Genomic DNA, 22,853 nt, shown 5'->3' on the forward strand with positions numbered 1-22,853 from the left:
CACCACGTCCACGGAGAGCGCGAAGCCCTCGCCGCCGGTCTCCTCCACCTGCAGGTACGCCGCCCCGGGGACCGCGCGGGAGATCCCGTAGGCGAGGTCCTCCCTGCTCGCGTCGGCGCCGACCGTAAAGGTGATTGAGCGGCGGTCGTCCGACACCTCCAGGGCGATGCCCTTCCCGGCGAGCTCCTCCTCGGTCGAGCCCAGCTCCTCGGAGACCCTGCGGACGTTCTCCTCCGACTGCTCCCGAGTCTGCCAGACGTCCACCGTGCCGTCCTCGTTGGCGTAGGCCGCCTCGCAGGCCCTCGGCGAGGCGTCGAGGAGGTCGCGGGCGTACCTCTGGGCATTGGGGACGCTGCCGCCCGTCATCATCCCCGGGAGCCTCAGGCGCCTCGCGCCCTCCGGCGCGACGCGCTCCGACTCCGGGACGATGGCGGCCTCCTCGCCCCCCGCGCCGGGCGCGGCGTCCCGGCCGGGGTCGCCACCGGTGGTGCCCTCATCGGCGGGCTGGGCCTGCACCTGGGCCTGTCCGCCGTCGCCGCCCCCGGCCGTGCCGGCCCGGTCGAGCGCGGCCCTGGCCCCGAGCGCCACGGCGAGGGCGACCAGGGCGACCAGCGCGTCGCGCCTGTGCCTCCTCATGAACTCCCCCATGCTGTTTCCACCTAACTCTCTATCGGCACTCCGCTCACACAGAGCCATCGAATTCTAGGCAGCGACAGCTATGGCGAGGCGGCACCGGCAACCGCACCGGGAGGGCCGGCGACCGCAAAGCCAAACAGAGCCTTCACCACCTTGAATACCACGTAAGCCACAACGCCTGTGCCTGCCGCAGCCGCCACGCCTTCGCCAACCGTCTGCGCGTCGGGCAGTTGCACCGCGTTTGTATGCGTGGACGGCACGGGGGACCCTGAGGCAGACGGCATGAGCACCCCGTCGAGCTGCACGCCCGTCTCGGGCTGCTTGACCCCCCATTCCAATGTCTCTTTATCGGTCACAGAGGCAGAAGTGGAACCAGTATCCTTTTTTACTGTAGCCTCTGCTCTCACAGCACTGTAACCACTAATAGGGTGCCATACAAAGAGCACTCGGGATTCGCCTTCTATCCCATTCCCTACAGATCCTTTAGTCTCAACTCCTACCCAAGCCTGCCCATCTTCATCAACAAAGACAGGACCAGCCGAATCATCGCCAGTCAGATCAAAGCTAAGTGAGCCGGCTACCGGCCTCCCATGCGAGTCTTTCTTAATTTCAGCGGCAAGCCCCTCTGGTCCACCAACGTCTCCACTAACTGAGTGTTCCTTCGTATACAGTACGCCGTTGGGCAGCAGCACGGAGACCTTATATGATGCCGCCGTGGCGCCTATAGATGGGAACAGCTTATTGACAGCATCGTCCATCGCCTGGAGCGTCTGCTTCTTCTTCTCCTCGGACGCCTGATCGTTCGGGTCGGCACCCTGCATGTTGGTGTTGTAGACATCGGCCAGCTCCTGGGTCACAAATGCCGCATATGCGCCAGTCATCTGGCCATCCTTCGATCCCGCCTCGGCAAACGCCTCGGCGGCCCCGTCCTCAGCCGAGTACTCGTCCCACACGCGCGCGAGGGCCTCCGCCTCGGACGGGGTGAGGTCGTCCCCTCCGAGGAGCTTGGAGAGCTCACCCCTGTCGATGCCGCCGTCGTGGTAGATACTCCGCTCGCACTCCTCGACCCTGCGCTCGAACACCGTGGAGTAGGCGTCGTCCACTCCCGCGGCCCAGGAGGTGTCCCCGTAGCCGTTGCCGGCGAGGTAGGACGACACCGAGTCGGCTGCGGACTTCATGGTGGAGACGACGTCCTGGGCGGAGGAGTACGTGGAGGCGCTGTTCTCGTCGTACTCCTGCGCCTTCTTGAGGTCGTCCTCGTAGCCCTGCTTCTCCGCCTCGTCGCTCTCCAGCAGGGCCTCGTCGACCTGCGCGTTGACGTATGCAGTGGTGTCCTGGGACGTGCTCGCGCTGCTGGACGAGCTGCCGGAGGACCCGCGCGCGGACGTGCCGCCCGCGTTGGCGCGGTTCTGGGCGATCCGCCTCTGGGTCTCCTCTATGTCGCTCTGGACGGCCTCTATCTTCTTCTGGAGCTCGTCCGTGTCGCAGACGCCGCTGGACGACTGGGGAAGCCCCCTGATTTCCTGCGCGTCGGCCGTGCACGCTGAGTTCATGGCGTCGAACGCGACGTAGTATGCCTTCGCGGCGGGCACCGCGAGGTCCTGGGCGACGCTCCGGATCGCCGCGTACCCCTCGCCGGCGAGCTCCGGCGACTGCAGGGCGTTGGACATCCTCGAGATCTGCTCCTCCGCGGCATCGACCTTGCCCGACAGGGACTCTGACTCCCCCTCCAGGGCCGAAGCCGTGGCCTCTATCGTCACCCTCATCGTCATGCACTCCCTTGGCCCTCCGGTACGCCAGCCGCTCAGAGTCAGGGCACCGCTCACGCGCGACACGGGAGACAGGCCCCGCAGGCACCGCGTGCCCCGTCACCATTGTAGTGCTCAGGAACGCCGGGAGGAGCCGGGAATTCCTCCGCCCTCTCGTCGTTCGTATCGTAGGGCCCGTGCAGACGTGGCGGACGCGCGGCGAGCCGGGGCAGGCACTGGGCGTGGCCGGCGCGCGAAACTGGAGGGCCCCCGGTACATGCCCCGGTCGGTTACGCAGCGAGGCCTAGAGGACGGCGGGAGCTCCGGCATCTCGGCAACGGACCACGGGCATGCCCTCGATGGCCCTCGTCAGGCCTTCGTCCGCCATCATCGCGAGCCTCCCGGATCGTTCCAGACCTTCGGGCTGGTGCGGGACGCCACCTGCAACGATACTGTCCAAAATCTACTGCCCAGCCATGCAACATCTTTGTTGGACAGTCGGGCGGCTTCACCGTTTGCTCGCGGTCGAACAGTGGGGAAGCGCCACGGTGCGGCCGTGGTACCATACGGGCGGGAGGAGACGAGCGAAGGCCGCCGCGGGGCGGCCCCGGGGAGGCGAGGCCACGTGGCTTCAGGTTGGCTCACCAGGCTCATGGTCCCCTCCGGGGAGTCGAGGTACGCCGGCCTGACCGCGCGGCAGGCGGCGGGAAGGTTCCTGGGCCGGCGCAGGCTCACCGTGGCCGCGTACGTGGTGGCGGTGCTCGTGCTGGCGTTCTCATGCCGTGCCTGGGCGGGCCCGGACATCGAGCACCCCGGGGCCATCGCCTTCTTCGTGGTGGCCCTCCTGGCCGTCATCTTCTTGACCGCGCTCCTGCTCATCCGCGACATCAGCGGGTTCTACGGGATACTCCACACCGACCTCGACCCCCAGAAGATGCTCGACGCCATCTCCATCGTCATGGAGAAGCGCAAGGGCAGGAAGCGGGCGCAGGCCACCTACGCCATCATCTGCGCCCAATGCTCCCAGCAGCTCGGCCGCGACGACGTCGCCCTCCAATGGGTCGACCACGCCGAGCGGGACCTCAGGCCGCGCACGGCGCAGAGGGTCCTGTGCTGCAACGTGCGCGCCAACGCCGCCCGTCACAGCGGTGACTACGAGGAGCTCGCCCGCATGCGCGGGCAGGTGGAGGCGCTTCTCCAGACCAGCAGGGCGATGGCCAGGGCGGGTGCGCTGGTGCTCGCGGGCATAGACTTCGGCCTCACGCTCGAGGCCGACGACTGGGAGCTCTGCAGCAAGGCGATCGGCACGATGCGGGAAGCTGCGATCACGCCGATCCAGAGGCTGTCGCCCGACGTCGAAGCCGCCCGCCTCGCCGCGGCCCAGGGCGACCTGGCGCTCGCGCGCGAGCACTTCGCCTCCGTGGCGGCCCGGGGAGGGGGCATTCGGGCCGCGCGTGACGCCGCGGCCTGGCTCGCGGCGCACCCCGCCGAGGCCCGGGAGCCCGCAACCTCGGCGGGACGGGCATAGCCTGGCGTGCCTGACGTGCCGCCCGGTCACGCCAGGCCGGAGGCCCCAACTGGGCAGGATCCCGCCGTGGGCGCGGTTCCCCACCCGTGTGGGTGCCATTCTCCCGCAGCCGGCCCACGGAGCCGCAGGTCGCGGGAGGCCGGTCCGGGAGAAAGACGCCCACATGCAGCGAATCGCACCCACACGGCGCAAATGGCACCCACACGCCTAGGGACGCGCCGACCGCGCTCCCCCATAGTCCTTCATGACAGCCGCGTGCGCGTCGACCGCGGCATCCAGGCACAGCGACCCGTACCCCAAAGCGTACCCCGAGCCATCGGTTTCGACGCTTCCGCCCTCAAAGCTTCCCAGGCGGCGCGCGGCCAGCTTCCCCACGCGCATCCTGGGGGCCGCGGCCGCGACCTGCCCGAGCAGCATCCGCTCCCGGTCCCGCTCGCCTTGGGCCGCGGCGGCCTTCGCCAGGGCCATGCGCGCCTCGGCAGCCAGGCGGCGCCCGACACCCGGGCCCTCAAGCCTCGCGACATCCGCCTCGCCGAACGACGCCAGGGCGTCATCACGAGCAGACAGAGAGAGGTACAGCGCCGCGGACGAGCGCACGGTCACGCCTCCCACGGCCTCCAGGCTCTCGTCGATGCCGCCTCGGGCGGACCGGGGCACGCACGCCATGCCCTCGAGGAACTGGTCGGCATATGCTCGGACCGCCCCGGCGTCTCCCAGCCGCGCGCAGAGGTCCGCGAGGAGCATGGCCATCACCGCGCAGTCCATGCTGCGGGCGGGGCGCCGGCGCATGCCGAGGCCGTCCTCGATGCGCCGGCGGACCACGGCGGCGTCCCGCGGCCTGCCCACGTCGGCCAGCGCGATCCCGTAGCGGTGCAGCAGGACGGCCTCCGTGCGGTACAGCCCGTTGCGCGGGATGGGGGCGGACAGCCCCATGGCGTCCCCCCGCCGCGCCAGGGAGGCGGGGTCGCACCGCTCGTCCAGGAGGCGCTCCGCGGAGGCGATGACGCGCAGCTGGACCAGGGGGGGCCAGCAGCGCGAGCGCGGTGGCGGCCAGGACCGCCAGGCTCGGCCCCAGGCCGGCGGAGGGGGCCGAGGCAACGATGGCCGCGTCGGCGGCGACTGCCACGACGAGACAGGCGACCCTGGCCACCCTGTACCACACGAGCTCGCTCGTCTTTGTCATTGGCCCTCCCGACCGTCACACACGCTCGCCCAAGAGCCCGCCATCCTGCGCCGGGAAACGCCTCCCGCCAGGGGGAGACGACAGGCCAAGCCCCTAGAGCCCAGTGCAGGGTCTTGCTAGTACGGCGCCTCGTCGCCCACGCGCACGCCCAGGCCGTCTATGACCTGGCGGAGCGTGAAGCCGGAGGGGTCCACGCCGGCGGCGGAGAAGAGCGCCGGCACGTCCATGCCGTCGTAGCACCAGACGTAGCAGGTCCCGCCGTCGTAGCCGACCTCGCGCACCCACGTGGGGGAGGCGCCCCCGACGGTGAGGTCGCGCACGGCCGGGTCGACCGACACGCCGAACGCGCAGGGCGACCCGGCGGCGAGGCAGCTCACCAGGGACTCCGCCACGACCTCGGCCGTCGTGTAGTCGTACAGGGGCTCGATCAGGATGTCCCTGGCCCCGGGCCTCGCCGTGCTCGCGCCCCAGTAGCCGGTGACGGCGTAGCGCCCGCCCTCGGAGGCGTACGTGACCATGCGGACGGCCGGGCAGCTCGGCGAGCCCGTGGGCTGCACCACGAGCGCCTCGCCCGCATCGGGGAAGTCCTCGACCACCTCGATTGCGGGGCCGCCCTCCGTGTCTGCGGACTCCGCCTCGGCGACCGTGTCGTACCATTCCGTATCGTCCGGCACAGTCGTGGCGGCCCCGAACGTCACCTCAGTCCTCGCGCCCATGGAAATGGGCATGTCGGCCGGGGAGTCCGGGACGAAGGCGCACGAGTACACGCAGCCGCCCACCAGCAGGGCGGGAAAGGCGAGGGCGACGACGAGGAGGGCCGTGCGCAGCCGCCCCCGCCGGGGCCGGGGGCCCGCGGGCCCGGCCGACGCACTTTTGGCTCCATCGTTCGTGCGGTCACAGTCGCCCATGGCATCCTCGGCTCTGGCTCAGTCCCCAAAGGGGGCGACCCCCAATCGCGTCAAGATTGACCGATGGGGTCTCGGATAAGCAAGATGATAGCGACAGGGCCCCCGGCAGGGGGGCGGGAACGCGAGGCCGCAGCCGCGCCGCAGGCCCGCCCCTGCTGGCGGGAAACTCGGGTGGTGCGTGCGCACGACCCGTTGGCTTTGACAGGCGGGCGGCGCTTGCCCAGTTGGGCGAGAGGCCCGTGGCAGCGAGTGCGGCTCGTGCGTACGCACGACCGAGAGTCGCTGCCGGGGCCACCCGTGCGGCCGGCCCCTCTCGTGACTTCTCGCCGCTTAACCTGCGGCAACGGAAGTCGCGGACGCTTGGCCGCGCCCAACCGCCGGGATTCCGCGGGTTGGCGCCCGCCCCGCAAGTCCCGGACGGCCAGCCCCACCCAACCGTCGAGAGATCACGGGTTGAGAAAGTGCCCCGCCTCCAGCCGGAGACGGGGCCATCGCCTGCGATAAAGCCGCAGGGCTAGAGCTTGATCTCGATGTCAACGCCCGCAGGAAGGTCGAGGCGCATGAGCGAGTCGACGGTGGAGCTGCTGGGGTCGAGGATGTCGATGAGACGCTTGTGGGTGAGCATCTCGAACTGCTCGCGGGAGTCCTTGTCCTTGTGGGGCGAGCGGATGACCGTGTAGAGGTTGCGCTCGGTGGGCAGGGGGATGGGGCCGGACACGCGGGCACCCGTCTTCTGCGCGGTGTCGACGATGAGCCTCGAGGACTGGTCGACGACCTCGTGATCGTAGCCCTTGAGGCGGATCCTGATCTTCTGGCTTGACACTGTAAACCTCCGTAAGTGAGCTATCGCTCGTGGTCGTTAACTAGGAAGCGGTGCCGCCGGCCTTGGCGACGATCTCGTCGCGAACGGCCTTCGGAACGGGCTCGTAAGCGCTGAACTGCATGGTGTAGCTCGCGCGACCCTGCGTCTGAGAGCGGAGGTCGGTAGCGTAGCCAAACATCTCGCCCAGGGGCACCTTGGCGCGAATGACCTTGGTGTCCTTGCGGTCATCCATGCCCTCGATCTTGCCGCGGCGGGAGGACAGGTTGCCCATGACATCGCCCATGTACTGCTCGGGGGTCTCAACCTCGACCTCCTCGATGGGCTCGAGAAGGACGGGGTCGGACTTCCTGAGGGCGTCCTTGATTGCCATGGAGCCGGCGATCTTGAAGGCGGCCTCGGAGGAGTCGACCTCGTGGTAGGAGCCGTCGACGAGGGTCACCTTGATGTCGACCACAGGGTAGCCGGCGATGACGCCGCTATCCAGGGCCTCCTGGATGCCCTTGTCGATCGAGGGGATGTACTCCTTGGGCACGACGCCGCCGACGATGGCGTTGACGAACTCGTAGCCCTTGCCCTCCTCGTTGGGCTCCATGTCGATGACCGCGTGACCATACTGGCCGCGGCCACCGGACTGGCGGACAAACTTGCCCTCAGCGTGGCTCACGGCGTGACCGGCGGTCTCGCGGTAGGCAACCTGGGGCTTGCCCACGTTGCAGTCGACCTTGAACTCGCGGCGCAGGCGGTCGACGATGATCTCGAGGTGCAGCTCGCCCATGCCGGCGATGATGGTCTGGCCGGTCTCCTGGTCGGTGTGGACCCGGAAGGTCGGGTCCTCCTCGGCCAGCTTGGCGAGGCCAACGGACATCTTCTCCTGCTCGGCCTTGGTCTTGGGCTCGACGGCAACGTCGATGACGGGGTCGGCGAACTTGATGGACTCGAGGATGACGGGCTTGCGCTCGTCGCAGAGGGTGTCACCGGTCTGGGTGTTCTTGAGGCCGACGCACGCGACGATGTCGCCGGCGGAGCACTCCTCGCGGTCGACGCGGTCGTTGGCGTTCATCTCGAGGATGCGGCCAAGGCGCTCCTTGGAGTCCTTGACGGAGTTGTAGACGTAGGAGCCTGCCTCCGCCTGGCCAGAGTACACGCGGATGTAGGTGAGCTTGCCCACGTATGGGTCGGTCATGATCTTGAAGGCGAGGGCCGAGAAGGGCTCCTTGGGGTCCGCGTGGCGGGCCTCGGGCTCGCCCTTGAGGTTCTTGCCATCAATCTCGGGAACGTCCAGCGGGCTGGGCAGGTAGTCCACGACGGCGTCGAGGAGCTCCTGGATGCCCTTGTTCTTGTAGGCAGAGCCCACGAAGACGGGGTTGAGCTCGTTGGCGATGACGCCCTTGCGGATTGCAGCCTTGAGAAGGTCGACAGGGACGTCCCCTTCCTCAAGGACGGCCTCCATGAGCTCGTCGGAGAAGTTCGACGCAGCGTCGAGCAGCTCCTCGCGCTTCTCCTGGGCAAGGTCAACGAACTCGTCAGGGATGGCGTCCATGGGCTCCGGATAGATCATGCCCTTGGCGTCCTCCTTGAAGTCCCACGCGGTCATCGTGACCAGGTCGACAAGACCCCAGAAGTTGGACTCGGAGCCCATGGGGATCTGTGCGGCCACGGCGGGGGCGGAGAGGCGCTCCTTCATGGTGTCGATGGCGTGGAAGAAGTCGGCGCCAACGCGGTCGAACTTGTTGATGAAGGCGATGCGGGGGACGTTGTACTTGGCCGCCTGACGCCACACGGTCTCGGACTGGGGCTGGACGCCGGCAACGGCGTCGAACACGGCGACGGCACCGTCGAGGACGCGCAGGCAGCGCTCGACCTCGGCCGTGAAGTCCACGTGGCCCGGGGTGTCGATGATCTGGATGACGTGGTCCTTCCAGAAGCACGTGGTGGCCGCAGAGGTGATGGTCACGCCACGCTCTTGCTCCTGCGGCATCCAGTCCATCGTGGCTGCACCGTCGTGGACCTCGCCGATCTTGTGGGTCTTGCCGGTGTAGTAGAGGATGCGCTCGGTGGTAGTGGTCTTGCCGGCATCGATGTGGGCCATGATGCCGATGTTTCGCAGGTCTTCGAGCCTGTACTTCATCTTTGCCATATGCTGCTGCCCCCGGACTAGAAGCGGTAGTGAGAGAACGCGCGGTTGGCCTCGGCCATCTTGTAGAGGTCCTCGCGGCGCTTGACGGAGGCGCCCACGCCGTTGGCGGCGTCCATGATCTCGTTGGAGAGGCGCTCGGCCATGGTCTTCTCCTTGCGTGCGCGCGAGAAGTTCACGAGCCAGCGGATGGCCAGGGTGGTTGCGCGACGGGAGTTGACCTCCATGGGCACCTGGTAGGTGGCGCCACCGACACGCTTGGGCTTGACCTCAAGCGTGGGACGGATGTTGTCCATGGCCTTCTTGAAGACGGAGAGGGGGTCCTCGCCGGTCTTCTCGGCAACCATGTCGAAGGCGCTGTAGACGATACGCTCGGCGGTGGCCCTCTTGCCATCGAGAAGGACCTTGTTGATGAGCTGGGTCACGAGACGGTTGTTGTAGACGGCGTCAGGCTGGACCTCACGACGCACTGCTGCTGCACGACGCGGCATGTTTGTATCTCCCTAGAACGGTTTGCTTGCGTTGCTTGTGGTGGCTTACTTGCCACGCTTGGCACCGTAGCGGGAACGGGCCTTCTTGCGGTTCTGGACGGCAGCGCAGTCATAGGCGCCACGGACGATCTTGTAGCGAACACCGGGGAGGTCACGCACGCGGCCGCCACGGACGAGCACGATGGAGTGCTCCTGGAGGTTGTGGCCCTCGCCAGGGATGTAGGCGGTGACCTCGATGCCGTTCACGAGGCGCACGCGGGCGACCTTGCGGAGGGCGGAGTTGGGCTTCTTGGGCGTAGTGGTGAAGACGCGGGTGCAGACTCCGCGCTTCTGGGGGTTGTGCTGGAGCGCGGCGTTCTTGGACTTGGCCTTGGCGCTCACGCGGCCGTTGCGGACGAGCTGGTTGATGGTAGGCAAAGTTCTCTCCTTCTATACCTATCTACGTGCGTGTACACGAATCTTAAGGGCAGCGCAGCACCGTCACCCCTGGATTGGCGCGAGGAGATACGTTACGCGCGCTCACCGCAGTTGTCAAAAAGCCACGGTACCGGGCGTATCTCTTCTCCATGTGACGCACACGCAAAGGGCGCAAACAAAGAACGGCGGGGGCGTCGCCTTCGCAACGCTCCCGCCGTTTGGCTTTGCCTGTCGCACCCCACAGGGCTTGCGAGAAGGGCTACCCTTCGTCCTCGTCGTCCAAGCCCAGAGCCGAGCGACCGATGGCGTCGGTCGCCACGATGGCCGCGTAGAGCTCATCCGGGGTGACGTCGCCGGCGAGGTTGTGGATCGTCTCGCCCGGGACGCAGGCATTCTTTGCGATGGTGCGGATCTCGTCATCCGTCGTGATGCCAAGCTCAAAGAGCGTGACGGGAAGCCCCACTTCGAGGCAGAACTCCTGCACGTCGAGGAACTCCTCCTCAGTGGCCCCCTCAAGCGTAAGCTGCACCAGCGTTCCGAACGCGACGCAGCTGCCGTGTGGCGCGCTATGGCCGCCGAGAGAGGTGAGCCCGTTGTAGAACGAGTGGGCCGCCGCGCAGTTGACGTTGTCCGCGCCAACGCCGGACAGGTAGACGTTCGCCTCGATGATTGCGTCGAGGGCAGGCGTCACCACGTGCTTCTCGCATGCGGCAAGCGCCTGGGTGCCATAGTCGCGAAGCGTCTGGTAGCAAAGCTTGGCCAGCGCCATGCCGGCGCGCGTGATGCCCGTGCCCTCCAGGCTCGGCGACTCGGTGCGCAGCGAGGCGCGACCCTCGAAGTACGTGCCAAGGGCGTCGCCCATGCCCGCCACGAGGAAGCGGACGGGAGCGTCCGCTATGACCTGGGAGTCGACCATGACCGCATCGGGGTTCGTGGGGTAGAAGAGGTACTTGTCGAAGCTGCCGTCGTCGTTGTAGATGACCGAGAGGCCCGTGCAGGGCGCGTCGGTTGCGGCGACGGTCGGGATGATGACCACATGCTTGCCGGTGTAGAACGCCGTTGCCTTGGCCGTGTCGACAGCGGAGCCGCCGCCGACGGCGACAACGGCATCGATGCCGTCCTGCTCGACTATGGCCTGCATCTTGGCTATCTCGCCCTTGCTCGAGATGCCACCGAAGACCTCGTAGCGACGGAAGTCATCCGCGTCGCCAAAGCTCTGCTCAATCTGGTCATAACAGGCCCTGTAGCCGCTCCTCGAACAGACGAAGAGCCAGCGCTTGCCCATGTAGCCCATCTCGTCTTTGAACTTGAGCAGGGCGCCCTTCCCCTGGACGTACTTCAGTGGCTCTCGCATTGCGCGCAGCAGCTTCATTGCGCTCCTCCTTGTCAGCCCGCACCGGGAGGTCCCCGGCATTCATGCACTAGATTCTATCGTTCGCGACAGGCCGCCTGACCGCCGTCCACCGAATCCCCTGGCGCGGCCGAGAGAGAAAGGCAAGCGGCATGCCGCGCGGGCCTGCCCCGACTACCGCAGCGCGCGCATTGCGTTGAGGACGCAGAGCACCATGACCCCCACGTCGCCAAAGACGGCGAGCCACATGGGCGCGAGCCCCACCACCGCCAGGCAGAGAATGGCGACCTTGACCGCAATGGCAAAGACGATGTTCTCGTGCGCAATGCGAAGCGTGCGGCGAGCGATGCGGATGGCCACGGCAATCTTCGAGGGCCTGTCGTCCATGAGGACGACGTCGGCCGCCTCGATTGCGGCGTCAGACCCCATGGCGCCCATGGCGATGCCCACGTCGGCCCGGGCGAGAACCGGCGCATCGTTGATGCCGTCTCCCACAAAGGCGAGGGTCGCCTTGCCCTCGCGCTCCCCAAGAAGGCGCTCGACCTGCTCGACCTTGCCAGCCGGGAGAAGCTCGGCGTAGTACTCGTCGAGCGCGAGCCCGCGGGCAACCGCGGCAGCGGCATCCTCGCGGTCCCCTGTGAGCATCACGCAGCGGCCGACCCCCTCGGCCTTGATGCTTGCGACCGCCTCCCGCGCGTCGTCCTTGACCTCGTCGGAGATGTGGACATGGCCGACGTACTCGCCGTCTATGGCCACGTGCACGACGGTGCCGCCAGCGGTGTGGCACCCCTCCCATGCGGCATCCACCTCGTCCATCAGGCGATTGTTGCCAACGGCCACGCGATGCCCGTTCACGGTTGCGAGCACGCCGCGTCCGGCCTCCTCGGTGACGTCTGTCACGGTGCAGCCATCGTGGTCGCTCGGATAGGCGTCACGGAGCGCCGAGGCGATGGGGTGGGTCGAGTTGCGCTCGACATGGGCAGCAAGGTGGAGGACCTGCTCCTCGCTCAGGCTGGACGGGTGGACCGTGGTGACCTTGAAGACGCCCTTGGTAAGGGTGCCGGTCTTGTCGAAGACCACGGTCTGGACTTTGGCCAAGGTCTCGAGGTAGTTGGAGCCCTTCACCAGGATGCCCTGCTTGGAGGCGCCACCGATGCCCCCAAAGAACGTGAGGGGCACCGCGAGGACCAGCGCGCAGGGGCACGAGACGATCAGGAAGGTGAGTGCGCGCAAGAGCCATGTGGCAAAGCTGCCCACAAAGTCGCCCGAGACGAGAGGGGGAACAACGGCCACGGCAATTGCCAGGTAGACCACGATAGGCGTATAGGCCCGGGCGAAACGCTTGATGAACTTCTCGGAGTGTGACTTGTTGGTACCCGCATTCTTGACCAGGTCGATGATCTTGCTGGCCGTGGACTCGCTAAAAGGCTTGGTCACGCGCAGGCGAAGGACTCCCGAGAGGTTCACGCAGCCAGAGAACGCGTCCCCGCCAACAGCGACAGAGCGTGGGACAGACTCGCCGGTGATGGCGCGCGTGTCGAGAGTCGAGCTGCCCTCGATGACAGTGCCGTCGAGGGGAACCTTCTCGCCGGGGCGCACGAGGATGGTCTCCCCCGTCTGCACGGTTGCCGGATCGACCGCCGCCACTTCCCCGCCACGCTCCACGTTTGCGACATCCGGGCGGATGTCCAGAAGCTCCTTGATCGAGCGCTGGGAGTTGCCCTCGGCGATGCCCTCAAAGAGCTCGCCCACCTGGAAGAAGAGCATGACGAAGACGGCCTCGGCAAACTGGGGCTCTCCGCCTGGGACAAAGCCGATGAGCAGGGCGCCAATCGTGGCGACCGACATCAGGAAGTCCTCGTCAAAGGGGTGCCCATGGGCGATGGATTCCGCTGCCTCTGCAACCACGCTGCCTCCCGCAACCACGTAGGATGGCAGGTAGAGCAGGAGCTGCGCCCAAAGCGGGGGGTTGGTCGCGTGCTGGATGACGAGCGCAGCGAGGAGAAGGCCTGCGGCAACGATGATGTGACGCTTGAGGACCGCCGGGTCCTCGTCGCCTTCGTCCCCGTCATCCGCTTCGGCTGCCCCTTCCCTCTCGGCCTCTGCTTCACCCAGCGTGCGGGGTGCCTTCTTCTCGTCATCATCGTCGTGGTGATGGCAGCATGAGCAAGACATGAGACCCTCCGTCGTCCGGTCCTGGCCCGTTGTTCTGCGAGACCGAGGCGCCCACCGCTTGCAGGCCGGCACGCACCTATCGGCGTGCAGCGGCCTTCTCGCATCGACCTTCGCCTCTCGCCCGCAGCCCATTACCAATTATAGTGAACACATGAGCACGTGTTCATATACACAATACCATGGCGCCTGGGAAGGGTCAACCCACGCGAGATTGACCCGTGGGTCTTTGGGGCGCGACTTACGGTGGGATCGCCCGGCCATCGGCCCCTGACGCCGTAGGGCGAGTTTTTTCACTCTCCTACCGCAAGAAGGCCTCTGCGGCCGCCATTGGCGGCGGTGGCCGCAAATCCCGAACGTCTAGGCCAGGCTAAACGGCGATTCCCCGCGGCTTGTCACCGGCACCGCGACGGACGGCTTGTCACCGGCGCCATAGCGGCACGGGCGCCGATGCCCTACTCCTCGCTCGCCCGCACGGGCTCCGCCGCGTGCTGAAGGCCAACCGAGATGAGCGCTGTCACGTGCTCGTCGGCAAGCGAGTAGATCACCCGGTGCCCGACGCGGCGGGCAGTCACCAGGCCACGATCGCGCAGCAGCCGCAGCTGGTGCGAGATTGCCGACTGCGAAACGGCACATATCTCCTCAAGGTCAGAGACGCTCTTCTCGCCAAGCGAAAGCGCGCCCAGGATGCGAAAGCGGGTCAGGTCCGAAAGCGCATCAAAAATTTGCGTGGCGTCATAGACCACGTCATCGTTAGAGAGGTACTCGTCGAGAAGGTCCCTCGAGCACGTCTGATCCATAGGTCCTCCCCATCGTCAAGGCGGCGAGAATAGAGCCAACATTCCATCCAGGTCATGGTACCCGCTCGGGCACCCACCTGCCGCCCGCACCGACCAGTGCCTACGAGAAAGGGCCCCGGCGCAAAGCCGGGGCCCAGCAGTTCCGTCGGAGCGCCCGCGCGCTGCATGAGTCCGTGCGTGAGCTACTCGTCGTCCTCGTCGCTGTCGTCAGAGGAGCTTTCCTGCTTGACTACCTGGGAGAGCAGGTCGTCGAGAGAGCCCAGGTCCTCGTTGATGACATCGGAGTCGTTGGCCTGCGCGTCGGAGGAGCCGCCGATAAGCTCGTCGTCGTAGTGGTGCTTGGCGGGAGCCGCGGTGCCCAGCATGATGTCGGGGTCGGAATCGGGCGAGAAGACCATGTTGAGGAGCTGCGAGAGGTCCTCGGAATCCGCCTCGTCATCATCCGGCTCGAGGATGTAGAGCAGGTTGCGCGCCTCGAGGCCGTCGCGGAGCTCCTCGATTGCCTTGGCGCCAATGCCGTCAATGCGCAGCAGGTCATCCTCGGTCTTGCCGATAAGGTCACCCACGGTCTCGATGCCCACCTCGCTGAACTTGTTGGTCCAGCGCTGCGAGACGCCAAGGTCGTCGAAGAGGTAGAGCTTTGCGTCCTCGCTGGAGAGCGTGCGACCGTTCTTCGAGTAGACCCCACCGTAGCCGTAGTCGTCACCCACCCAGTCAAGCTGCTTGGGAAGCTTCTCCTCGATGTCTTTGAGCTCGTCGGGCGCCCACTCGGGCAGGCTCTGCGCCTGCGGGGAGGTGGGACCGTCGATCTTGGTGCCGTGGTAGGTGAGCTCGACGCCCCGGTATGCGGAGAGGCCGGTACCGGCAGGGATCTGCTTGCCCACGATGACGTTGGACTTGAGGTCAAGCAGGTGGTCCATGTCGCCGGCAATGGAGGAGTCGGTGAGCACGCCAGCGGTGCGGATGAACGACGCGCTGGAGAGCCAGGAGTCGATGGAGCTCGCAACCTTGAGCGTGCCGAGGATGACGGGCTCCGCCTCGGGCGGAGTGCCACCAGCCAGGGCAACGTTGCGCACCGTGTCAGCAAAGACGTAGCGGTCAACGTACTGGCCAAGCAGGTACTGGGAGTCACCGGGGTTGGTCACCTGGACACGACGCAGCATCTGGCGAGCGATGACCTCGATGTGCTTGTCGTTGAGGTCAACGCCCTGGGAGGTGTAGACATCCTTGACGGAGGCGACGAAGGTGTGCATCGTCGACTCGATGTCGGTGAGCTTGCGCAGCTTGCGGAAGTTCACGAAGCCGCGGGTGATCTGGTCGCCGGCACGAACCTCGGCACCGTCCTCCATGCCCGGCATGAAGCGTGCGGACGCGGGAATGCGCCACTCCTCGAGGATGCGGGAGTTGTCATCGGAGTCGACGATGCGGATGAGGTACTCGGTCTGCTCAGGCGTGATGAGCAGGGTGCCGGAGATGGGAGCGAGATCTGCCTCGCGGCCGAGGATCTTCTCGTTGACGTTGCCGACGACGTCGAACATGCGGGCGACCGTGGGGAGGCCCTGCGTGATGTCGTCAGCGCCAGCGACGCCACCGGAGTGGATTGTACGCATCGTAAGCTGGGTGCCCGGCTCACCGATGGACTGCGCGGCAATGATGCCGACGGCGGTGCCGATGTTGACGGGACGACGGGTCGAGAGGTCCCAGCCGTAGCACTTCTGGCAGACGCCGTACTTGGACTTGCAGGTGAGCAGCGCCCTCAGCTGGACCTTCTTGAGCCCGTGGGCAACGAGCATCTTGAGGTCGTCCTTGGACTCGATGTAGCCGTCGCGCGGGATGAGGACCTCACCGGTGGCGGGGTCGACAATGTCGTTGAGCGCACAGCGGCCGATCAGGTCACCGTCCACGTCGTTCTCGCCCGGCTTGATCAGCGGGTAGGTGACGGCCTCGTCGGTGCCACAGTCCTCCTCGCGGACAATGACGTCCTGGGCCACGTCGACCAGGCGGCGCGTGAGGTAGCCGGAGTCGGACGTGTGGGAAGCCGTGTCCACGAGGCCCTTACGGGCGCCATAGGTTGAGATGAAGTACTCGAGCGGGAGCAGGCCCTCGCGGAAGTTTGCCTTGATGGGCAGGTCGATGGTGTCGCCGGACATATCGGCCATGAGGCCTCGCATGCCGGCGAGCTGACGAAGCTGCGTCTTGGAACCACGGGCACCGGAGTCGGCCATCATGTAGATGGGGTTGTCCTCGGCGAAGCCCTCGAGCATCTTGGAGCCAAGCTCGTTGGTGCACTCGGTCCACGCGTTAACGACCTCGACGTGGCGCTCCCTCTCGGAGAGGAAGCCGTCCTCGTAGTACTCGTTGATCTCGTCGACCTTGCCCTGGGCCTCGTCAAGCATCTCCTGCTTCTCGGGAGGAATGACGGCATCCCACACCGAGACGGTAAGGCCGGCCATGGTGGCGTAGTGGAAGCCGGTCTCCTTGATGGCGTCAAGGATGGGCTCGACATCGGCCGTGCTGTAACGGTCGCAGGCGTCGTTCACGAGATTCTCGATGTCGCCCTTGCTCATCTTGTAGTTGATGAAGGGGTAATCCGCAGGCAGGCAGCGCGTGTTGAAGATGACGCGGCCAATGGTGGTCTCGATGCGCATCGAACGATCGGTGACGTCGTAGTCCACGGGGCTGTTCCACCTGTCATAGGTGCGGAAGATCCTGCGGCCGTTCTCGACCACGTTGGCGTCCTGGGCCCCCACGCGAACCTTGATGCTGGCCTGGATGTCCAGGTTGTCGCGGTTGTGGAAGGCGAGAATGGCGTCATCGAAGTCGGCGAAGACGCGGCCCTCGCCCTCGGCACCGTCCTTGGCAGTGGTGAGGAAGTAGGTGCCAAAGACCATGTCCTGCGACGGCACGGTGACGACCTCGCCAGAGGCGGGCTTTCTCAGGTTGTTGGTAGAGAGCATGAGCACGCGGGCTTCGGTCTGCGCCTGCGTGGAGAGGGGCACGTGGACCGACATCTGGTCGCCGTCAAAGTCGGCGTTGAAGGGAGCGCACACCAGCGGGTGCAGGTGGATTGCCTTGCCCTCGACAAGGACGGGCTCGAATGCCTGGATGGACAGGCGGTGCAGCGTGGGGGCACGGTTGAGAAGCACGAGACGATCCTGGATGACCTCGTCGAGCACGTCCCAGACGGCAGGCATGCCGCGGTCGATGGCGCGCTTGGCACCCTTGATGTTCTCGACCTTGCCAAGCTCGACCAGGCGGCGCATCACGAAGGGCTTGAAGAGCTCGAGCGCCATGGCCGAGGGCAGGCCGCACTGGTGCAGCTTCAGGTGCGGGTCGACGACGATGACCGAACGGCCAGAGTAGTCGACACGCTTGCCCAGGAGGTTCTGGCGGAAGCGACCCTGCTTGCCCTTCAGGGCCTCGGCAAGCGACTTGAGCGGGCGTCCGCCACGACCGGTGACGGGGCGGCCGCGACGGCCGTTGTCGAAGAGGGCGTCGACGGACTCCTGGAGCATGCGCTTCTCGTTGTTCACGATGATCGCGGGAGCGTCGAGGTCGAGCAGGCGCTTGAGGCGGTTGTTGCGGTTGATCACGCGACGGTAGAGGTCGTTCAGGTCGGACGCAGCAAAGCGGCCGCCGTCGAGCTGCACCATGGGGCGCAGGTCGGGCGGAATCACGGGGATGACGTCGAGGACCATGTTGGAGGGGTCGTTGCCGCCCTTAAGGAAGGCGTCAACGATCTCGAGGCGCTTGATTGCCTTCTCGCGCTTCTGCTTCTGGGACTCGTCGGAGGCGATGATGGCACGGAGCTCCTTGGCCTCCTTCTCGAGGTCGATGCCGCGAAGCAGCTCGCGGACGGCCTCGGCGCCCATGCCACCCTTGAAGTAGATGCCGTAGTGGCGCTTGAGCTCGGAGAAGAGCGCCTCGTCGGAGATGAGCTGGCGCTTCTCGAGCTGCATGAACTGCTCGTAGGCCTCGCGGCGGAGCGCCTTCTCCTCCTCGTACTCCTCCTCGAGGTCGGCGATGCCGGCGCGGACCTCGTCCGCGGAGATGGGCTCGACGTCGTCGAACTCGTCACCGGAGGCCCGGCCCTGCTCCTTCAGGCGCCCGATCTGGTCGTCACGCTCGGCGTCGAGCTCCTCGAGGTCTGCAGCCAGCTCCTCCCTGAGGTCATCGGCATCGGCCTCGCGGGCCTCGGTGTCGACGTCGGTGATCACGTAGCTCGCGAAGTAGAGGACCTTCTCCAGATCCTTGCTCTTCATGTCGAGCAGGCGGGACATGGGGAAGCTCGCAGGGCTCTTGAAGTACCAGATGTGGCTCACGGGCGCAGCAAGCTCGATGTGGCCCATACGCTCGCGGCGCACCTTGGCAGTGGTCACCTCGACGCCGCAGCGCTCGCAGACGATGCCCTTGAAGCGGATGCCCTTGTACTTGCCGCAGGCGCACTCCCAGTCCTTCACGGGACCAAAGATCTTCTCGCAGAACAGGCCGTCCTTCTCGGGCTTGAGCGTGCGGTAGTTGATGGTCTCGGGCTTCTTGACCTCGCCGTGCGACCAGCTGCGAATCTGATCTGCAGAGGCAAGCGAGATCTTGATAGCGTCGAAGTCGGTGGTATCGAATTCTGCCACAGTCGCTACTCCTTATCGCTGTTGGCGTCGCCGACGAGGTCATCGGACTCGCCGAGGTCGCGGGCAAGGCCATTGACGAGGTCATCGGTGGTGTTGATGTTGGCGAAGACGTCGACGGGGTTCTCCTTGGCTGCGGGCTTCTCCTCGGCCTTGGGCTCGGCCTTCCTTCTGTAGGAGATGGGCTCGATGTCGAGCGCGAGCGAGCGCATCTCCTTGACGAGGACCTTGAAGGACTCGGGGATGCCTGCGGACGGCACGTTCTCACCCTTGACGATGGCCTCGTAGGTCTTGACGCGGCCGTTGGTATCGTCGGACTTGACCGTGAGGATCTCCTGCAGGACGTTGGCCGCACCGTAGGCATAGAGGGCCCAAACCTCCATCTCGCCGAAGCGCTGGCCGCCGAACTGGGCCTTGCCGCCCAGGGGCTGCTGCGTGACGAGGCTGTAGGGGCCGGTCGAACGCGCATGGATCTTGTCGTCGACCATGTGGCCGAGCTTCAGGATGTAAGAGGTGCCCACGGTGATGGGGCTCTTGAACGCCTCGCCCGTGCGGCCGTCGTAGAGCGTGGTCTTGCCACGGTCGTTGAGCTGTGGCACGAAGTCGGCGTCCATGTGCTTGCCGTACTCCAGCATGGCCTTGTTCATGAGGTTCACGTTGGTGCGGCGGATGATCTCAGAGACCTCCTTGTCGGTCGCGCCGTCAAAGACGGGCGTAGCCACGGGAATGGGGCCGGGCACGTAGGTCTTGGAGTCTGCCGTGGTGTCATCCCAGCCGTGGGTGGCGCCCCAGCCAAGGTGGCACTCGAGGAGCTGCCCCACGTTCATGCGGGACGGGACGCCCAGCGGATCGAGGAGAACGTCGATGGGGGTGCCATCGGCCATGTAGGGCATATCCTCGATGGGCAGCACCTTGCACACAACGCCCTTGTTGCCGTGACGGCCAGAGATCTTATCGCCCTGCTGGATCTTGCGGCGCTGGGCGACAAAGACGCGTACGAGCTCGTTCACGCCGGGCTGGAGGTCGTCTCCGGCCTCGCGGCTAAAGCGCACAACGTCGACGACGCGACCGTAGGCGCCATGGGGCATCTTGAGCGAGGTGTCGCGCACGTCGTGGGCCTTGGCACCAAAGATGGCACGGAGCAGGCGCTCCTCGGCGGTGAGTGCCGTCTCGCCCTTGGGCGTGACCTTGCCTACCAGGATGTCGCCAGGGCCGACCTCGGCACCGATGCGGATGATGCCGTCATTGTCGAGGTTCGCGAGCATCTCCTCGGACTGGTTGGGGATCTCGCGGGTGATCTCCTCGGGACCGAGCTTGGTGTCGCGGGCGTCGATCTCGTGACGGGAGATGTTGACCGAGGTGAGCAGGTCGTTCTGCACCACGCGGTCGGAGACGATGATGCCGTCCTCGTAGTTGTAGCCCTCCCACGGCATGTAGGCCACGGTGAGGTTGACGCCGAGGGCGAGCTCGGAGTGGTCGATCGAGGTGCCGTCAGACAGGGGCTGGCCAGCCTCGACGCGATCGCCCACGTGCACGATTGGACGGTGGTTGATGCAGGTGCTCTGGTTGGACCGCTGGTACTTGGGCAGCTCGTAGTCCTCGGCACCGTACTCGTCGGAGTAGACGGTCACGTGGGCCGCGTCGACCTTGTCGACAACGCCTGCGTGGACCGCACGGACGACCTCGCCGGAGTCCAGGGCTGCACGAGCCTCCATGCCCGTACCCACGTACGGGGCGTACGAACGGATCAGGGGCACGGCCTGACGCTGCATGTTTGCGCCCATGAGGGTACGCTTGGCATCGTCGTGCTCGAGGAACGGGATGAGGTTCGCGGCGACGGAGAGCATCTGGCGAGGCGAGACATCCATGTAGTCGACGCTCGAAACCTCGACCTGCGCAGGGGCACCGAAGGAGCCATCGAAGTCGCGCGTACGGGCGATGATGCGATCGGGGTCCGTGATGTTGCCGTTGGAGTCGACAACCACGAAACGGCCCGTCTTGGGGTCAACGGGGGTGTTGGCCGGCGCGATGTTGTGGCTCTCCTCCTCGTCGGCGGTCATCCACACGATCTCGTCGGTGACCTTGCCGTCGACGACCTTGCGGTACGGCGACTCGATGAAGCCGTAGTCGTTCACGTGCGCATAGACCGCCAGCGAACCGATGAGGCCGATGTTGGGGCCTTCGGGTGTCTCGATGGGACACATGCGGGAGTAGTGCGAGTTGTGAACGTCGCGGACGGCCGTAGGCACGTTGGTGCGGCGACTGGAGCCAGACTTGTGGCCAGCAAGGCCGCCAGGGCCAAGCGCCGAGAGACGACGCTTGTGCGTGAGGCCTGCGAGCGGGTTGGACTGGTCCATGAACTGCGACAGCTGAGAGGAGCCGTAGAACTCCTTGATGGCGGCCACGATCGGGCGAATGTTGATGAGCGACTGCGGCGTGATGTCATCGGCGTCCTGGGAGGCCATGCGCTCACGCACAACGCGCTCCATACGGCTCATGCCAATGCGGAACTGGTTCTGGACAAGCTCGCCCACGGTGCGCACGCGACGGTTGCCAAAGTGGTCGATGTCATCGGTGTGCTTCGTGTCGTCGCCGGCGTGGAGGGCCAGGAGGTAGCGCAGGGCCGCCACGATGTCCTCGCTGGTGATCACGCGCTCGCTGGCGTCAACGTCGAGCTCGAGCTTCTTGTTGACCTTGTAGCGACCAACGCGGGCAAGGTCGTAGCGCTGCGGGTTGAAGTAGAGGCCGTCGAGCAGCGAGCGGGCAGAGTCCACGGTAGGGGGCTCGCCGGGGCGCTGGCGACGGTAGATCTCGAGGAGGGCGTCCTCGCGGGTGGTGGCGACGTCGCGCTCGATGGTCGAGCGCACGACCTCGGAATCACCGAGAAGCGAGAGGATCTCGTCGTCCGTCTCGGCGATGCCCAGGGCACGCAGGAACGACGTTGCGCTCTGGCGGCGCTTGCGGTCGATGGAGGCCACGAGGTGACCGCGCTTGTCGACCTCAAACTCGAGCCACGCGCCACGCGCGGGGATGAACTGGACGCGGTGGACAAGGACACCAGAGTCCATCTCGGCGGCAAAGTAGACGCCAGGCGAGCGGACCAGCTGCGAGACCACAACGCGCTCAGAGCCGTTGATGATGAAGGTGCCGCGGTCGGTCATGAGCGGGAAGTCGCCCATGAAGACGAGCTGCTCCTTGATCTCGCCGGTCTCCTTGTTGATGAAGCGCACGTCCACGAAGAGGGGTGCCTGGTAGGACAGGTCCTTGGCGCGGCACTCGGACAGGCTGTGGGACGGGTCGCCAAACTGATGCTCACCAAAGGCCACCTGCATGGTCCCCGCAGCGTTTTCGATGGGAGAGAACTCTGCAAAGGATTCGGCGATACCGTCGGTCATGAAGTGCTTGAACGAATCCCTCTGGACGGAGATGAGGTTGGGCAGCTCCATCGCAGACGGGATTTTGCTAAAGCTCTTGCGCGTACGGGTGACTTGCGGTTTAGTAAGAGAAGTCTTTGCGGTAGACACCAGGCTTTTCCTCCTTCAAAAGGGTGGAAGGCGGCAATTGTCGCAAACTAGTAATCTAGCCAAGCGCACGTCTCTCGTCAATGAAAAGTCTTGACTTGCCCTGCATTTTCTATTAGATTCTCTTGTTTTTCACGCGTTTCCTGCAAAATCCACGAGACGTGTGTGGAGGAACCGTGTGGGGAAGCCCTGGATGCGATGGGCTGCTCGTGTTGTCCCCGGTAATCGCGTCAATCCATAACGCGGTTGGGCGAGAATTCCTTGTCGTGCGTACGCACGATGTAGGTTTTCTGACATGACCCCGGCGTTTGCCCAGTTGGGTGAGAAGGCCTTGGCAGCAAGCGGCCCTTGTGCGTACGCACAACGTAGGTTTTCTGACATTCTCGCCTCTCCACGTGGCCGGGCTGGCAATAATCCGCGGCCGTACGTACGCACGATGTAGGTTTTCTGACGCGGTTCCAGCGTTTGCCCAGTTGGGTGAGAAGGCCTTGGCAGCAAGCGGCCCTTGTGCGTACG

The 22,853-nt window shown here is 65.8% G+C and carries 14 protein-coding genes; 1 reads left to right on the forward strand and 13 read right to left on the reverse strand.

Annotated features, from left to right (window positions below; all coding sequences use genetic code 11):
• Together ACO59D_RS08850 and ACO59D_RS08855 are read right to left on the reverse strand one after the other, a co-directional pair.
• Positions 1-648 (reverse strand): hypothetical protein (locus ACO59D_RS08850; RefSeq protein ID WP_485126663.1); only part of this gene is annotated, 648 nt, incomplete at its 3' end.
• A gap of 68 nt (positions 649-716) precedes the next feature.
• The gene (locus ACO59D_RS08855; RefSeq protein ID WP_485126664.1) at positions 717-2,402 is read right to left on the reverse strand and encodes an LXG domain-containing protein; all 1,686 of its coding nucleotides are present in this window, start codon (positions 2,400-2,402) and stop codon (positions 717-719) included.
• A gap of 607 nt (positions 2,403-3,009) precedes the next feature.
• Here ACO59D_RS08855 and ACO59D_RS08860 point away from each other — a divergent pair.
• A complete protein-coding gene (locus ACO59D_RS08860) occupies positions 3,010-3,912 on the forward strand; it encodes a hypothetical protein (RefSeq protein WP_485126665.1) in 903 nt (300 codons plus the stop codon).
• A 207-nt stretch (positions 3,913-4,119) separates the two neighbouring features.
• On the opposite strand, the gene ACO59D_RS08865 is transcribed toward ACO59D_RS08860, so the two are convergent.
• The 11 genes from ACO59D_RS08865 to rpoB form a co-directional block, all read right to left on the reverse strand.
• Positions 4,120-4,677 (reverse strand): hypothetical protein, encoded by a 558-nt coding sequence (locus ACO59D_RS08865; protein WP_485126666.1) that lies wholly within the window; start codon positions 4,675-4,677, stop codon positions 4,120-4,122.
• Between the two features lie 534 nt (positions 4,678-5,211).
• Entirely contained in the window at positions 5,212-5,823 is a 612-nt protein-coding gene (locus ACO59D_RS08870; protein ID WP_485126667.1) for a hypothetical protein, read from the reverse strand.
• Between the two features lie 694 nt (positions 5,824-6,517).
• Positions 6,518-6,826, reverse strand: coding sequence for a 30S ribosomal protein S10 (gene rpsJ, locus ACO59D_RS08875; RefSeq protein ID WP_485126668.1), 309 nt, complete (start codon positions 6,824-6,826; stop codon positions 6,518-6,520).
• Positions 6,827-6,866: 40 nt separating this feature from the next.
• Positions 6,867-8,963, reverse strand: coding sequence for an elongation factor G (fusA, locus tag ACO59D_RS08880; protein ID WP_130810337.1), 2,097 nt, complete (start codon positions 8,961-8,963; stop codon positions 6,867-6,869).
• Between the two features lie 17 nt (positions 8,964-8,980).
• Positions 8,981-9,451 (reverse strand): 30S ribosomal protein S7, encoded by a 471-nt coding sequence (gene rpsG / locus ACO59D_RS08885; protein WP_485126669.1) that lies wholly within the window; start codon positions 9,449-9,451, stop codon positions 8,981-8,983.
• Positions 9,452-9,496: 45 nt separating this feature from the next.
• A complete protein-coding gene (gene rpsL / locus ACO59D_RS08890; RefSeq protein ID WP_130810342.1) occupies positions 9,497-9,868 on the reverse strand; it encodes a 30S ribosomal protein S12 in 372 nt (123 codons plus the stop codon).
• A gap of 259 nt (positions 9,869-10,127) precedes the next feature.
• Entirely contained in the window at positions 10,128-11,240 is a 1,113-nt protein-coding gene (locus ACO59D_RS08895) for a glycerol dehydrogenase (protein ID WP_485126670.1), read from the reverse strand.
• Between the two features lie 153 nt (positions 11,241-11,393).
• Complete coding sequence (locus tag ACO59D_RS08900) at positions 11,394-13,394, reverse strand: heavy metal translocating P-type ATPase (RefSeq protein ID WP_485126671.1); 2,001 nt, start codon at positions 13,392-13,394, stop codon at positions 11,394-11,396.
• Between the two features lie 452 nt (positions 13,395-13,846).
• Entirely contained in the window at positions 13,847-14,191 is a 345-nt protein-coding gene (locus ACO59D_RS08905; RefSeq protein WP_130810348.1) for an ArsR/SmtB family transcription factor, read from the reverse strand.
• Between the two features lie 182 nt (positions 14,192-14,373).
• The gene (locus ACO59D_RS08910; RefSeq protein ID WP_485126672.1) at positions 14,374-18,819 is read right to left on the reverse strand and encodes a DNA-directed RNA polymerase subunit beta'; all 4,446 of its coding nucleotides are present in this window, start codon (positions 18,817-18,819) and stop codon (positions 14,374-14,376) included.
• A gap of 5 nt (positions 18,820-18,824) precedes the next feature.
• Positions 18,825-22,340 carry a DNA-directed RNA polymerase subunit beta gene (rpoB, locus tag ACO59D_RS08915; RefSeq protein WP_485126673.1) on the reverse strand — a complete coding sequence of 1,172 codons (3,516 nt, stop codon included), beginning with the start codon at positions 22,338-22,340 and terminating at the stop codon, positions 18,825-18,827.
• Positions 22,341-22,853 lie beyond the last annotated feature (513 nt).

The sequence above is a fragment of the Tractidigestivibacter sp. genome (genome assembly GCF_057241865.1).

Excerpts from the sequence above, each read along its gene's own strand:
- ACO59D_RS08855 (WP_485126664.1), bottom strand. The coding sequence starts at position 2,402 with ATGAGGGTGACGATAGAGGCCACGGCTTCGGCCCTGGAGGGGGAGTCA.
- ACO59D_RS08865 (WP_485126666.1), bottom strand. The coding sequence starts at position 4,677 with ATGGACTGCGCGGTGATGGCCATGCTCCTCGCGGACCTCTGCGCGCGG.
- ACO59D_RS08870 (WP_485126667.1), bottom strand. The coding sequence starts at position 5,823 with ATGCCCATTTCCATGGGCGCGAGGACTGAGGTGACGTTCGGGGCCGCC.
- fusA (WP_130810337.1), bottom strand. The coding sequence starts at position 8,963 with ATGGCAAAGATGAAGTACAGGCTCGAAGACCTGCGAAACATCGGCATC.
- rpsG (WP_485126669.1), bottom strand. The coding sequence starts at position 9,451 with ATGCCGCGTCGTGCAGCAGCAGTGCGTCGTGAGGTCCAGCCTGACGCC.
- ACO59D_RS08895 (WP_485126670.1), bottom strand. The coding sequence starts at position 11,240 with ATGAAGCTGCTGCGCGCAATGCGAGAGCCACTGAAGTACGTCCAGGGG.
- ACO59D_RS08900 (WP_485126671.1), bottom strand. The coding sequence starts at position 13,394 with ATGTCTTGCTCATGCTGCCATCACCACGACGATGATGACGAGAAGAAG.
- ACO59D_RS08905 (WP_130810348.1), bottom strand. The coding sequence starts at position 14,191 with ATGGATCAGACGTGCTCGAGGGACCTTCTCGACGAGTACCTCTCTAAC.